Raw genomic sequence first — 12,615 nt, 5'->3', positions numbered from 1 at the left:
ATTTACCAACAAGAACACTACTGCCGAACAATCACGGCAGCGCCACGATCGGACGTGCTCGCCAAACCCATCAGCGGCCACCTCGAAAGTGATCCACTCAGGGGCGTCACTCCGCAGCCCCTACCGGCGATAAGCCAGACGCACGGCAAAGCCCTGACCAGCTCTTTCGCAGAGACACTTCCGCCTGACAGAAGCCGCCTTGCGCGGCAACCACACCCGTCAGGACCCTGATTCCAACCACGGCACGCGGGGCGACGACGCCCCGCCGACAGGGACGGGAACCCCCATGCCTCACATGACCGCCTTCGCCAGGAACCAGTGGTACGTGGCCGCCTATGCCCATGAAGTCGGGCGGGAGTTGCTCGGCCGGACGATCCTCGGTGAGTCGCTCGTCTTCTACCGGACGGAGGAGGAGGGCACGCCCGTCGCGCTGCACGACCGGTGCGTGCACCGGCGGTACCCGCTGTCCGAGGCCCCCACCCGGCTCGACGGCGACCGGATCGTGTGCGGTTACCACGGCTTCACGTATGACACCACGGGCACCTGTGTGTACGTGCCGGGGCAGAAGCGCGTGCCACGGACCGCGCGGATCGCCTCGTACCCGGTGGTCGAGCAGGACTCGCTGATCTGGGTGTGGATAGGTGACCCGGCGCTCGCCGACCCGCAGACGATCCCCCGGGCCAAGCACCTGGACTCCCCCGGCTGGGTGACCGTGCGCGGCATGGAGCCGATCGACGCGGACTACGGGCTCCTCGTCGACAACCTGCTCGACCTGTCCCACGAGACGTATCTGCACGGCGGCTACATCGGCACCCCGGAGGTGGCGGAGACGCCGATCACCACCGAGGTCGACGAGGGCGCCGGCATCGTCCGGGTGAGCCGGCACATGGACGACGCCGAGTGCCCGCCCTTCTACGCCAAGTCCACCGGGATCACCGGCCGCATCACCCGCTGGCAGGACATCGAGTACTTCGCCCCCTGCCTGTACCTGCTGCACAGCCGGGTCGCCCCGGTCGGTGTGGTCCCCGAGGCGGACGGCAGCGACCCGGGCGGCTTCCACACCGAGGTCACGTACGCGATCACCCCGTCGACGGACGGCAAGGTGTACGACTTCTGGATGGTCTCGCGGGACTGGGCGACCGAGGACGAGGAGGTCACCGAGTTCCTGCGGAACAACAACCACACCGTCGTGATGCAGGACGTCGACGCGCTCAACCTGCTGCAGAAGACGCTCGGCACCGAGCGCACCGGCTACCAGGAGCTGAGCATCAACATCGACACCGGCGGTCTGGCCGCCCGCCGTATCCTCGCCCGGCTGGTCGAGGAGGGCGCGAAGCCCGTGGAGAAGGTCCAGTGAGCACATCCCCCACCGCCGCTTTCCGGACGGGTGAGATCTACCGCATCGACTGGCTGCCGGGCACCGACCTCCTGCACGGCACCTGTCACTGCGGACGCGAGCACACCTCACAGGACCCGATCGAGATGTGGGAGTGGATGCTCGCCCACCCCCAAGGACACGAGCCGCAAGGAAACAGCTCATGACCTCGTCATCGTCCTCGTCGCCCTACGAGGCCGAACTCATCGTGGAAGCACGCGAGTTCGCCGCCGATGGCGTCCTCGCCCTCACCCTGCGCCACCCCCTGGGCGAGGAACTCCCCGCCTGGGAGCCGGGAGCGCACATCGATGTGCTGCTCGGACCTGAGCTGGAGCGCCAGTACTCACTGTGCGGTGATCCGGCGGACCGGTCCACCTGGCGGATCGGGGTCCTCCGAGAGCCCGACGGGCGTGGCGGATCGGCCTTCGTGCACACGGAGTTGAGCCAGGGCGACAAGGTGCGGGTGCGCGGGCCGCGCAACAACTTCGCCCTGGAGGCCGCTCCCCGCTACCGGTTCGTGGCCGGCGGCATCGGCATCACGCCGATCCTGCCGATGCTGGCCGCGGCCGAGGCGGCGGGCGCCGAGTGGTCGCTGCTGTACGGCGGGCGCAGTCGTGTATCGATGGCGTTCCAGGCCGAGTTGGCCGCGTACGGGGACAAGGTGACCGTCGCTCCGCAGGACGAGACGGGACTTCTCGACCTGGGCTCGGTGCTCGACGAACTGCCCGAGGACACCCTCGTCTACTGCTGCGGTCCCGGCCCGCTGCTCGACGCGGTCGAGGAGCGCTGTCCGGGGCGGGCGCTGCGGGTGGAGCGGTTCCAGCCGAAGGAGCAGGAGACCGGCCCGGACAGCGAGTTCGAGGTCGTGCTGGAGCGGTCGGGGAAGACGGTGACCGTGCCGGTCGGGGTCTCCGTGCTCGACACCGTGCGGGCCGCCGGGGTCGAGGTGCTCTACTCGTGCACGGAGGGCACCTGCGGGACGTGCGAGACGGATGTCCTGGACGGCACCCCCGACCACCGTGACTCGGTGCTGAGCGACGAGGAGCGCGAGGCCGGGGAGACCATGCTCATCTGTGTGTCCCGGTGCCGGGGACCGCGGCTCGTGCTCGACCTGTAGTACCGCCTCCGCGGGCCGCGCCACCGCGACCGGCCGCGCGACCGGCCGGGGCCGGACGGCCGCCCGGGGCCGTGGCTCCGGCGCGGCCCGCGGTCGTACCGGCCACGCCCAGGTCGGCCTCGATCCGGGCGACCGTGGCCAGCAGCTGCGGAAGCAGGTCACGGCGTACCGACTCGACGGAGTTGCGGCTCGCGTGGGCGGGGATGTTCACCGCCGCCACCACCTCGCCGTCCCGGTCCCGGACCGGGGCGGCGACCGACCTGAGCCCCTCCTCCAGTTCCTGGTCGACGATGGCGTATCCCTGGCGCCGTACCCGGCGCAGCTCGGCCCGCAGCCGGTCGACGGAGACGAGGGTGCGCCGGGTGAGGGGCCTGAGGTCGGCACGGGCGAGCCGGGCGTCCGCCTCCTCCTGCTGCAGATGCGCGAGCATCACCCGGCCGGCCGAGGTGACATGGGCCGGGAATCGGGTGCCCACGGTGATCGACGCGGTCATGATGCGGCTCGTGGGGACCCGGGCCACGTACACGATGTGGTCGCCGTCGAGGACGCACAGCGAGGACGGCTCCCCGATCTGCGCGGCCAGCCGCTTCAGATGCGGTTCGGCGAGGTCGGCCAGAGTGAGGCCCGACAGGTAGGCGTAGCCGAGTTCGAGGACGCGCGGGGTCAGCCGGAACAGCCGTCCGTCGGTGTGGACGTATCCGAGGTCGGCGAGGGTGAGCAGGAAGCGGCGTGCCGCCGCCCGCGTCAGCTCGCAGGTGCGGGCGACCTCGCTCAGGGTCAGCGCGGGGTGCTCGGCGTCGAAGGCGCGGATGACCGCGAGCCCTCGTTCGAGGGACCGGACGAAATGTGGTGCGCGGACTCCGCCGGGCTCGGCCGGATCTGGCATCGTCGCCTCCACGAGGACGTGCGAACACGCACGGGACCCCCGCTCCGACGCACGGAAAATGCGCTCGGCACGCACGTCGGTGCGTTCTGCGCACGCTAGGAGCACACTTCTGCAACTGTCAACGGGCGTGCGCGGCAAGGGCATTGACCCACGAACAGCCACGTTCTACCTTCCCGCTGAGCACTTCTGTGCGGTGTGCGCACAGTCCGTCGAAGAGCGGTCCCGTCAGGGGGAGTCATGCGTCGTCTGCTCATCGGTCTCGCGGCCGGAACCTTGTGTGTCTCCGCGACGGCCTGCGGTTCGTCCGACTCGTCCGGGGACGGGGACTCGGGGCCCGGCGGCACCACCACGGTCAAGATCGGTGTCATCCCCATCATCGATGTGGCCCCGATGTATCTGGGCCAGAAGAAGGGCTTCTACAGCGCACGCGGGCTCAAGCTGGAACCCACCCTCGCCCAGGGCGGCGCGGCGATCGTGCCGAGCGTGGTCGCCGGACAGGTCGACATCGGATTCAGCAACATGACCTCGCTGCTGGTCGCCCGGTCCAAGAACATGCCGGTCACGGCCGTGGCGAACGGAGTGGCGTCCACCGGAGAGCAGGGCGCCGACTTCGCGGGGATCGCCGTGAAGAAGGGCAGCCCGCTGAAGTCCGCGAAGGACCTGGCGGGCAGGAAGGTCGCGGTCAACACTTTCGGCAACATCTGCGACACCTCGGTCAACGAGTCGGTCCGCAAGGACGGCGGCGACCCGTCGAAGGTGGAGTACGTCGAGATGCCCTTCGACCAGATGCCGGCGGCGCTCGCCGGCGGCCAGGTGGCCGCGGCCTGTGTCGTGGAGCCGGCCCTCGCCACCATCAAGTCGCAGGGCGGAACGGTGCTCGCCTCGAACTTCGTCGATGTGTCGCCGGACCTGACGGTGGCCATGTACTTCACCTCGCAGGAGTACGCCCGGAAGAACCCCGAGGTGGTGAAGAAGTTCCAGGAGGCGACGGCCGAGTCCCTCGCGTACGCCGACGAGCACCCGGACGAGGTCCGCGAGATCATCACCACGTACACCAAGATCCCGGACAGTCTGCTGAGCACGGTCGTCCTGCCCCGCTGGCCCGCCGACCCGAACCGCGCCTCCATCGAGCGGCTGGCCGAACTGGGGCAGCGCGACGGCCTGTTCGAGAAGTCCCCGGACCTGGACAAGCTGCTGCCGTGAAAGGTGCCGACGCCGCCCTGGGTACGGCCGGGTTCGCGGGATTCCTCGCCCTGTGGGAGGCGGTCCCACGGCTCGGCATCGTCGGGGAGGCCTACTTCCCGCCGGTCAGCCGGGTCGCCGGCGCGCTGGTCACCGAGGTCTCCGATCACACGTTCTGGACCGCGCTCGGCGACACGCTCACCGGCTGGGCGGTGGGCCTGCTGATAGCGGTGACCGCCGGCATCCTGGCGGGCGTCGTCATCGCCGTGGTGCCGCATCTGCGCGAGGCGACGGCCTCGACGATCGAGTTCCTGCGCCCGATCCCGTCGGTCGCCCTGATCCCGCTGGCGGTCCTGCTGTACGGCACGGAACTGCGGTCGGTGCTGCTCCTGGTGGTCTACGCGTCCTTCTGGCAGGTCCTGATCCAGACCCTGTACGGCGTCCAGGACGTCGACCCGGTCGCGGAGGAGACGGCCCGCTCCTACGGCCTCGGCACCTGGGCGCGGGTGCGGCACGTGCTGTGGCCCACGGCGCTGCCGTATGTGATGACGGGTGTCCGGCTGGCCGCCGCGGTGGCCCTCATCCTGGCCGTGACCGCCGAACTCGTCATCGGGGCACCGGGGTTGGGGCAGCGCATCGCGGTAGCCCAGACGTCGCAGGCGGTGCCGGAGATGTACGCGCTGGTGGTGGTCACCGGGGTGCTGGGGCTGCTGATCAACATGGGCGCGCGAGCGGTGGAACGGCGGGCACTGGCCTGGCACCAGTCGGTGCGCGGGGAGGTGGCGGTGTGAGCGCCGTACGAGTTGGTGCCGACGTGCGGGCCCGGCTGGGCGGTGGCAGGGTGAGGGCCGTGCTGCTGCGGGCGGCGTTCGTCGTCGCCCTGCCTCTCGTCCTGGTCGCCGTCTGGTGGTTCTCGTCGGACGACAGCGTCGATCCGTACTGGCCGCCGCTGCGCACGATCCTCACCACCTTCCCGGACGTGTGGACGCCGGAGCGGCTGCGCGACGACGTCCTGCCGAGTCTGCTGCGGCTGGCGGCCGGTTACGCCGCGGCGGCCGTGGCCGGGATCGCGCTGGGTACGGTCATCGGCTCCCACCGGTGGGTGCGGGCGGTCTGCGAGCCGGTGCTGGAGTTCCTGCGGGCGGTGCCGCCGCCCGTCCTCGTGCCGGTCATCATGCTGTTCGCGGGCATCGGCGACACGATGAAGATCGTGGTCATCGCCGGCGGCTGTGTGTGGCCGATCCTGCTCAACACGGTCGAGGGGGTGCGGGCGGTGGACCCGGTGCTGGCCGAGACGGCCCGGTCGTACGGTGTCACGGGCGCGGCCCGGTTGCGGACCGTCGTCCTTCCCTCGGCGAGCCCGCAGATCTTCGCGGGGCTGCGCCAGGCGCTGTCGATCGGCATCATCCTGATGGTCATCAGTGAGATGACCGCGGCCAGCAACGGTCTCGGTTACACCATCGTGCAGTTCCAGCGGGGGTTCGCGATCCCCGACATGTGGACCGGCATCCTCGTCCTCGGTGTGCTGGGGTTCCTGCTGTCCGTCGTCTTCCGGCTGGTCGAGCGGCGGGTCCTCGGCTGGTACCACGGTCTGCGGGCGTCCGCCCGGCGGTCGACGTGAACGCCGGCGGGGAGCGGCGCGTGGGGGCCCTGCTGGAGGTGTCGGGCCTCAGGAAGGTCTACGAGGGTTCCGGGCGGCGCGTGGAAGCGGTGCGGGACCTCACCTTCACCGTCGACCGGGGTGAACTGGTCTGTCTGGTGGGGCCGTCGGGCTGCGGCAAGACCACGCTGCTGAAGTGCGTGGCCGGGTTGCTGGGCACCACCTCCGGTGAGGTGCTGCTGGAGGGGCGGCCGGTGAGCGGCCCACCGCGGGGCATGGCGGTGGTCTTCCAGGAGTACGGGCGCAGCCTCTTCCCCTGGATGCGGGTCCGCGAGAACGTCGAACTCCCCTTGAGACAGCGGAAACTGAGCAGGGCCCTGCGCCGGGAACTGGTCGACGACGCCCTCGCGGCCGTCGGTCTCGCCGACGCGTGGGGCGCGTACCCCTGGCAGCTGTCCGGCGGTATGCAACAGCGTGTGGCCATCGCCCGCGCCCTCGCGTACGAGCCGGACGTCCTCCTCATGGACGAGCCGTTCGCGGCGGTCGACGCGCAGACGCGGGCCGATCTGGAGGACCTGGTCCGGAGGCTGTGGCGGGAGCGGGGCATCACGATCCTGTTCGTCACCCATGACATCGACGAGGCCGTCTACCTCGGCGAACGGGTCCTGGTTCTGTCCGCCTCCCCCACCGTCGTCCAGCGGCAGATCCCGATCGACCTGCCGGCCGACCGCGACCAGCTCCACACCCGCGCCACCCAGCGCTTCGCCGAACTGCGCACGCTGGTGTACGAGCAGATCCGGACGGCGAAGCGGGGCGCCGCACCGGACGCGGCCCGGCGGGACGTCGTTCTGGAGAACGATTGACCCCCGGTGCCGTCGGCGACCTGAACGCCGGCGGCACCGGAGGGGGTGCGGCTCACCGCCCGGGTGAGGGCACCACGCTGAGGTGGCCGGCGGAGGCGCGCCGGGAGCGGCGGGGCCTGCGGGGGGACTCGGAGTGCCGGCCGGCCTCGCGCAGGACGAGGGTCATCCGGGTGTAGCCCAGGTCGCGGAGGGTGGCGGGGGTCTCGTCGACGATCCGGCAGTCGGTGGCGCCCCAGCGGGGGTCGGGGTGGACGAGCGGGCGGACGGCGCCGTCGTGCCGGGCGGCGCCGGGGCCGACCGTGCGCAGCCAGTGCGGCAGGCCGTGGCGGTAGGCGGCGTCCATGATGGGGTCCTGGGCGATGTCGCGGCGAATGGACTGCAGTCCGCGGTCCTGGGCGTGCCGCTCCACGGCGGTGGCGAAGTGGGCGAGCATCGGCAGGCACCAGCTGGACTCGTGCTCGCCGAGGACCGTGGCCGCATCGGGGTGGAAGAGCACGAAGCGCAGGAAGTTGTCCCCGGGCATGGCCGTCGGGTGCGGTCCCACGCCGCTGAAGAGCTTCCGGAACGCGGAGTTGGTGAGGACGACGTCCCAGCCGTGGTCGAGGACGACGGACGGGAAGGTGACGGACTCCAGCAGCGCGGCGTAGTCCAGCAGATAGGCCTGCGCTTCCTGGGCTTCGAGACTGTCGGGGACGGGCCGCGGTACCGACCGCTGCCCTCCTGCCTGATATGCCATCGGGAGGTCACCCCTCTTGCCTATGCGGCCTTCACGCGGCGCCTTGATCCTCCTGCCCCCGGCGGAGGCGTGTCAACTATCGTGGCATTCCACGGCGGTTGACGGCTGAATCTCGCCACAGTTGTGGCGAGACCTGGATGTGAGTTCGACGAAGCGGCTAGTCTCCCCGCAGTTCACGGTGTACTTGCCGGGACCAGGGTCTCGCGCCAGGCTTGGATCCACGGATTCCGCAGTACCGCGAAATTGGCCTGAGAGAGACGTAGGAGATCTGTCGGTGACGGATGGCTTCGAGGTTCCGGACGCCGCGGCGACGGTTCTGCTGCCGGCCGTCGTGGCCCGTGTCACCGCGTTGGCGGACAAGCTGGGCGTGGCGCACCCGGAGGTCTTCGACACACGTCGGCTCTCGGTCGCGTCCGGTGTCCCCGAGGCGGTGGTGAAGGCCCTGCTGAGCGGGCAGCGTGCCGGGGAGCCGGACATTCAGGCCCGTTTTCTCCAGCGCCTGGACCTGCTGCGACGCACCCGGCTCAAGCCCAACGGCCGCAAGTACACCCAGCAGGAGATCGCCGACGGCGCGGGCATGTCGCGCCAGCAGGCCGGTGCCCTGATCAACGGTGACCGGCGGCCCACGATGGAACACTGCGACGCCATCCAGCGCTTCTTCAGGGTCCACGCCGGTTTTCTCACCGCCGAGGACCCCGAGGCGCTGGCGAGCGCCCTGATGCGCACGGAGCAGGAGCTCCTCCAGCAGCTCGCCGACCGTGAGCGCGCGGCGGCCGAGGCCGCCGACGATCCCCTGCAGCGGCTGCTGCAGAACCACGGCGTGCGCTCCATCGCCTGGCGGGCGGCCCAGCTGCCCACCGACCAGCACCGCGACAAGGTGGCGGAGTGGCTGGACATGCTGCTGGAGAGCGTCAAGCGGCCCGAGTCCTGACCGGGGGAAGATCTGTGGGCATCGGAAAGGAAATGCGCCGTCTGTGCGGCGAGTTGGTCGGTGAGCTGACGCTCCCGGCGCCGGCGGACCCCGCCGACCTCTACAGCGCCCTGTGCGACGCCATGAGCAGACGCCGCGGACGCCCCGTCCACTACCGTACGGCCGCCTTCCCGCCCGGTACGGCCAGTGGCCTGTGGCTGGACATGGCCGAGCAGGACCTCGTCGTCATCGAGGAACGCACCGCCCCCGACCACCAGTTGGTGATCCTCGGCCATGAGCTGTGGCACATGCAGGCGGGGCACTGCGGCCACCATGTGCAGGGCGTGGAGGGCGCCGCGGTCGCCGCGCGCTTATTGAACGAGGACGCCGATCTCCAGGCGACGGTCCTGAAGGTGGCCGCGCGGACCCGTTTCGACCTGGCCGACGAGCAGGACGCCGAGAGCTTCGGGCTGCTGCTGGCCAGCAAGTGCCGTACATGGCTGGCCGGTTCCGCGCTGCGCGGGCCCGTACGGCGTGATCACCTGGCCGGCCGGATCGGGGCCTCGCTGGGCTACCGCGGCCCGCAGGGCTGAGGCAGCCGCCGACACCATGGACGGGCACAGCTACTACATACCGGCCGCCGCGATGGCGGTGGCCCTCGCCCTGAAGATGCCCGCGCTGCTGCGGGACTGGGGCGATCCACTGATCAGGTCCGTGTGCGCCCTGATGACACTGGCGTCCCTGGTGTTCTTCTTCGCCGCGCCCCCGACGATCACCGAAGTCAACCGCCTCACCGGCGTCACCAACATGTCGGCGGCCCTGGTGTACGTCCTGCTGAGCGCGTTCAGCGGCTCCTGTCTGGTGCTGATCACCAACTGGCGCGGTGGTCCACCCGAGGTCACCCGCAGGCTCTCGCGCCGCTGGATCGCCGGGTACGCCGGGGTGTGCGCGGCGATCGTGGTGCTGTTCGTGCTCGGGGACGCGCCGGTGGAGCGGGTGCGGGACTTCGACACGTACTACGCGAACACGGCGTTCCTGCGCGAGATGATCGTGCTGTATCTCATCGGCTTCACTGTCGCGGGCCTCGCCATGCACGTCATGTGCTGGCGCTGGGCGCTCCGGGTGGGCGGCTGGCTGCGCGCCGGGCTGCTGGTCATCGCGTTCGGCTACCTCGTCAACGTGCCCTTCGCGGCGGTCAAGCTGGTCGCCGTCGCGGCCCGCTGGCAGGGCGGCGACCTGGACGGCCTGAGCACGTATCTCGCCCCCGTGCTGGCGTCGATCGGCGCGCAGGTCAGCGCGGTCGGCTTCTGTCTGCCGCTCGCGGGACAGCGCATCGGCGACTCCTGGACCACCTGGTCCACGTACCGCAGGCTCGGCCCGCTGTGGCGGGAACTGCGGCCGGTGTGGGCCCAGGCCGGCCACGAGGTGCGAATCTCCTGGTGGGCGCCCGCACAACTGCAGATGACGCAGCGGGAGTCCGACATCCACGACGGCATGCTCAGCCTGTACCCGTACTTCGACTCCGGGGTGCGAGTGAGGGCCTACGAGGCGGCCGTCGCGGCGGGCTCGGAGCCCGTGCAGGCGCGGGCCGAGGCCGACGCGGCGATGCTGACGGCGGCGGTGCGGGCCCGGCAGGACGACCCGGAGGGCCGGGTGATCAGCTCGGCGGTCGCCGCCACGCCGACGCTCCTCGCCGAGAATCCCCGTGACCTGGTGCGGATGTCCATCGCCCTGCGTCAGTCCCCCGTCGTAGCGGCCGCCCGCGCCTGGGCCGCCGCGAGCAGGTCAGAGAGCGACTTCCATGAGAGAACCCGTTAGCGGTCCACACGACACCGCGGTCACCGCCGGGCGGCGTGCCGTAGTCGTCGGCGCGGGCCTGGCCGGCCTGCTGGCCGCCGCCGCGCTGCGCGACCATGCCGAGGTCACCGTAGTCGAGCGTGACACGCTGCCCGAGGGGCCCGAGGCCCGCAAGGGTGTTCCGCAGGCTCGTCACGCCCATCTGCTGTGGTCCGGCGGGGCCCGTGCGATGGAGGAGTTGTTGCCCGGGGTGACGCAGGCGTGGCTGGCCGCCGGGGCGCGGCGCATCCCGCTGCCGACGGGGCTGGTTTCGCTGTCGGCGCAGGGCTGGGTCCGGCGCTGGCCCGAGATGGAGTTCATGATCGCGTGCAGCCGGGATCTGCTGGAGTCGGTGGTCCGTGCGCGACTGCTGGCCGGCCCCCGGGTCACCGTCCTGGAACGCACCGAGATCCTTGGGCTGTCGGGCGACGCGTCCCGGGTGACCGGCGTGCGGGTGCGGATGGGCGACGGCGAGGAGCGGACGCTGCCCGCCGACCTGGTGGTGGACGCCGCCGGGCGGGGGTCGCGGGGCACCGCCTGGCTCGACGCGATGGGGGTGCCGCCCGCGCCGATGGAGGAGGTCGACTCCGGGCTGGTGTACGCCAGCCGGATCTTCCGGGCGCCCGAGGCCACCGAGGAGTACCCGGTGGTGAACGTCCAGCCGAACGCGGAGGATCCCGTGCCGGCGCAGAGCGCGACGCTGGTGCCCATCGAGGGAGGACGCTGGCTGGTGACCCTGTCGGGTACCCGCGGGGGTCAACCGACGGCGAAGGCGGAGGAGTTCGAGGCGTTCGCGCGCAACGTCCGGCACCCCGTCGTGGGCGAGCTGATATCCCGCGCCGAGCCGCTGACCGATGTGGTGGTCACCCGCAGCACGATCAACAGGCGGCGCTACTTCGAGAAGGTGTCCCGCTGGCCGGACGGTTTCGTGGCGATCGGCGACGCGGTGGCGACGTACAACCCGATCTACGGGCACGGGATGTCGGTCGCCGCGCAGAGCGCCCTCGGGTTGCGCGAGAAGGTCGCCGAGCACGGGATCACCGCGCCGGGGCTGGCGCGCCGGATCCAGCGGGCCGTCGCCGTCCCGGTGGCGCTCGCCTGGGAGCTGGCCACGGGCACGGACATCCGCTACCCGGAGGCCATCGGCAAGCAGCCGAACGCCGCGCAGAAGGTCTTCGGGCTGTATGTGCAGCGGCTGATGCGTACGGCGGTGGGGCGGCCCCTGGTCTTCCGGGCCTTCCTCGGTGTGATCACCCTCTCCGCGCCGGCCGCCGCCCTGATCAGGCCGGAGGTCGTCCTGGCGGTGCTGCGCGGCCCGGTCAGGGACCCGCTGACGGGGCCGCCGCTGACGGACCGTGAACGGGAGACGGTGCTGGGGGCGGGGCGGTAGGGCGGTTCTGCCGTCCGCTGCCCGAGCGAACCGGCGTGCGGGAGAACGGGATTGTCAGTGCCGGGCGGCAAGCTGGGGGCGTGTCACTCATCCAACGAGGGGAGAGCCGTCCGATGCCGACCGCCGTACTGACCGACCGCGAGCGGACCGCCGTCCAGGCCTATCTGCGGCTGCTGGGGACCGTACGAGCCGCGTTCGACGGGCCGCCGGAGGGCCGACGACCATCCGTGGTGCCGACCGCCGCGCTCGCCGAGGCGGAGCAGGCACTGGCGCAGGCGGGTCTGGCGGGCAACGAGGAGGAGTTCTTCCGGCTGCTGCGAAGCTGGTGCCCGAAGCTCTGACCGCTGCCTCGCACGACGGTCCGCCGGGTTCGCCCGGCGGACCGTCCTCGTGTGCCGGGGCCAGGGTCTGTCGTTTGGATCACGCCGGCTTCGGGTGACGGCACCCTGATGGCTGCCGGTGAGCGGGGCGTGGTGCGTGCGGCTGCAAGGCCGATCAGTTGGTCGTTGGTCCGGGTGTGCCGCCAACAGATGCACAATGGGCGCGGATCGAGCCGTTGCTCCCGGGCCGGACGTTCGAAGCGGGGTGGCCGCTGACGGGATCATCGTGAGGTGATCGATGCGATCGCCTTCAAGTTCCGGACGGGAACACAGTGGCCGCGACCATCTGCCTGGCCCGACTCCACATCGCCGGCATCTTCCTGTGGTCCGCCCACTGATC

The 12,615-nt window shown here is 71.1% G+C and carries 14 protein-coding genes; 12 read left to right on the top strand and 2 right to left on the bottom strand.

Translation table 11 applies throughout. The features are described from left to right. The first annotated feature begins 286 nt into the window (after positions 1 to 286). Genes ACZ43N_RS04475 through ACZ43N_RS04465 form a run of 3 tightly spaced genes read left to right on the top strand, consistent with a single transcriptional unit; the run spans position 287 to position 2,492 of the window. Entirely contained in the window at positions 287 to 1,357 is a 1,071-nt protein-coding gene (locus tag ACZ43N_RS04475; RefSeq protein ID WP_468094884.1) for a Rieske 2Fe-2S domain-containing protein, read from the top strand. Continuing rightward, positions 1,354 to 1,542 carry a hypothetical protein gene (locus ACZ43N_RS04470; protein ID WP_468094882.1) on the top strand — a complete coding sequence of 63 codons (189 nt, stop codon included), beginning with the start codon at positions 1,354 to 1,356 and terminating at the stop codon, positions 1,540 to 1,542. Before ACZ43N_RS04475 ends, ACZ43N_RS04470 begins: the two co-directional genes overlap by 4 nt. Continuing rightward, a complete protein-coding gene (locus tag ACZ43N_RS04465) occupies positions 1,539 to 2,492 on the top strand; it encodes a PDR/VanB family oxidoreductase (protein WP_468094881.1) in 954 nt (317 codons plus the stop codon). Before ACZ43N_RS04470 ends, ACZ43N_RS04465 begins: the two co-directional genes overlap by 4 nt. On the opposite strand, the gene ACZ43N_RS04460 is transcribed toward ACZ43N_RS04465, so the two are convergent. Then, the gene (locus ACZ43N_RS04460) at positions 2,443 to 3,378 is read right to left on the bottom strand and encodes an IclR family transcriptional regulator domain-containing protein (RefSeq protein ID WP_468094879.1); all 936 of its coding nucleotides are present in this window, start codon (positions 3,376 to 3,378) and stop codon (positions 2,443 to 2,445) included. The genes ACZ43N_RS04465 and ACZ43N_RS04460 overlap by 50 nt on opposite strands. A 237-nt stretch (positions 3,379 to 3,615) precedes the next feature. On the opposite strand from ACZ43N_RS04460, the gene ACZ43N_RS04455 reads away from it, so the two are divergent. The 4 genes from ACZ43N_RS04455 to ACZ43N_RS04440 are packed head-to-tail and all read left to right on the top strand — an operon-like array spanning position 3,616 to position 7,023. Then, complete coding sequence (locus ACZ43N_RS04455) at positions 3,616 to 4,581, top strand: ABC transporter substrate-binding protein (protein WP_468094877.1); 966 nt, start codon at positions 3,616 to 3,618, stop codon at positions 4,579 to 4,581. Beyond that, positions 4,578 to 5,351 (top strand): ABC transporter permease, encoded by a 774-nt coding sequence (locus ACZ43N_RS04450; RefSeq protein ID WP_468094875.1) that lies wholly within the window; start codon positions 4,578 to 4,580, stop codon positions 5,349 to 5,351. The genes ACZ43N_RS04455 and ACZ43N_RS04450 overlap by 4 nt, the downstream gene beginning before the upstream one ends. Before the next feature lie 50 nt (positions 5,352 to 5,401). Then, positions 5,402 to 6,181 carry an ABC transporter permease gene (locus ACZ43N_RS04445; RefSeq protein ID WP_468095505.1) on the top strand — a complete coding sequence of 260 codons (780 nt, stop codon included), beginning with the start codon at positions 5,402 to 5,404 and terminating at the stop codon, positions 6,179 to 6,181. Positions 6,182 to 6,201: 20 nt separating this feature from the next. Then, the gene (locus ACZ43N_RS04440) at positions 6,202 to 7,023 is read left to right on the top strand and encodes an ABC transporter ATP-binding protein (RefSeq protein WP_468094874.1); all 822 of its coding nucleotides are present in this window, start codon (positions 6,202 to 6,204) and stop codon (positions 7,021 to 7,023) included. 52 nt (positions 7,024 to 7,075) lie between these two features. On the opposite strand, the gene ACZ43N_RS04435 is transcribed toward ACZ43N_RS04440, so the two are convergent. After that, positions 7,076 to 7,759, bottom strand: coding sequence for an MmyB family transcriptional regulator (locus tag ACZ43N_RS04435; RefSeq protein ID WP_468094873.1), 684 nt, complete (start codon positions 7,757 to 7,759; stop codon positions 7,076 to 7,078). Positions 7,760 to 8,033: 274 nt separating this feature from the next. On the opposite strand from ACZ43N_RS04435, the gene ACZ43N_RS04430 reads away from it, so the two are divergent. From ACZ43N_RS04430 to ACZ43N_RS04410, 5 genes are all read left to right on the top strand, one after another. After that, on the top strand, positions 8,034 to 8,690 hold the full coding sequence (locus ACZ43N_RS04430) for a helix-turn-helix domain-containing protein (protein ID WP_468094871.1): 657 nt from the start codon (positions 8,034 to 8,036) through the stop codon (positions 8,688 to 8,690). Positions 8,691 to 8,722: 32 nt separating this feature from the next. After that, the gene (locus ACZ43N_RS04425; protein WP_468094870.1) at positions 8,723 to 9,262 is read left to right on the top strand and encodes a toxin-antitoxin system, toxin component; all 540 of its coding nucleotides are present in this window, start codon (positions 8,723 to 8,725) and stop codon (positions 9,260 to 9,262) included. A 16-nt stretch (positions 9,263 to 9,278) separates the two neighbouring features. Then, positions 9,279 to 10,487, top strand: coding sequence for an MAB_1171c family putative transporter (locus tag ACZ43N_RS04420; protein WP_468094869.1), 1,209 nt, complete (start codon positions 9,279 to 9,281; stop codon positions 10,485 to 10,487). Beyond that, the gene (locus ACZ43N_RS04415; RefSeq protein WP_468094867.1) at positions 10,471 to 11,895 is read left to right on the top strand and encodes an FAD-dependent monooxygenase; all 1,425 of its coding nucleotides are present in this window, start codon (positions 10,471 to 10,473) and stop codon (positions 11,893 to 11,895) included. The genes ACZ43N_RS04420 and ACZ43N_RS04415 overlap by 17 nt, the downstream gene beginning before the upstream one ends. A gap of 113 nt (positions 11,896 to 12,008) precedes the next feature. Next, entirely contained in the window at positions 12,009 to 12,236 is a 228-nt protein-coding gene (locus ACZ43N_RS04410) for a hypothetical protein (RefSeq protein ID WP_468094865.1), read from the top strand. Positions 12,237 to 12,615 lie beyond the last annotated feature (379 nt).

The organism is Streptomyces sp. NPDC030814, assembly GCF_055572155.1.
The sequence above is the reverse complement of the archived record's forward strand: the minus strand, read 5'-3'. Positions and strand labels throughout refer to the sequence as shown.

Coding starts and splice junctions, on each gene's coding strand:
- ACZ43N_RS04475 (WP_468094884.1), top strand. CDS start 287: ATGCCTCACATGACCGCCTTCGCCAGGAACCAGTGGTACGTGGCCGCC.
- ACZ43N_RS04465 (WP_468094881.1), top strand. CDS start 1,539: ATGACCTCGTCATCGTCCTCGTCGCCCTACGAGGCCGAACTCATCGTG.
- ACZ43N_RS04460 (WP_468094879.1), bottom strand. CDS start 3,378: ATGCCAGATCCGGCCGAGCCCGGCGGAGTCCGCGCACCACATTTCGTC.
- ACZ43N_RS04455 (WP_468094877.1), top strand. CDS start 3,616: ATGCGTCGTCTGCTCATCGGTCTCGCGGCCGGAACCTTGTGTGTCTCC.
- ACZ43N_RS04435 (WP_468094873.1), bottom strand. CDS start 7,759: ATGGCATATCAGGCAGGAGGGCAGCGGTCGGTACCGCGGCCCGTCCCC.
- ACZ43N_RS04425 (WP_468094870.1), top strand. CDS start 8,723: ATGCGCCGTCTGTGCGGCGAGTTGGTCGGTGAGCTGACGCTCCCGGCG.
- ACZ43N_RS04420 (WP_468094869.1), top strand. CDS start 9,279: ATGGACGGGCACAGCTACTACATACCGGCCGCCGCGATGGCGGTGGCC.
- ACZ43N_RS04415 (WP_468094867.1), top strand. CDS start 10,471: ATGAGAGAACCCGTTAGCGGTCCACACGACACCGCGGTCACCGCCGGG.
- ACZ43N_RS04410 (WP_468094865.1), top strand. CDS start 12,009: ATGCCGACCGCCGTACTGACCGACCGCGAGCGGACCGCCGTCCAGGCC.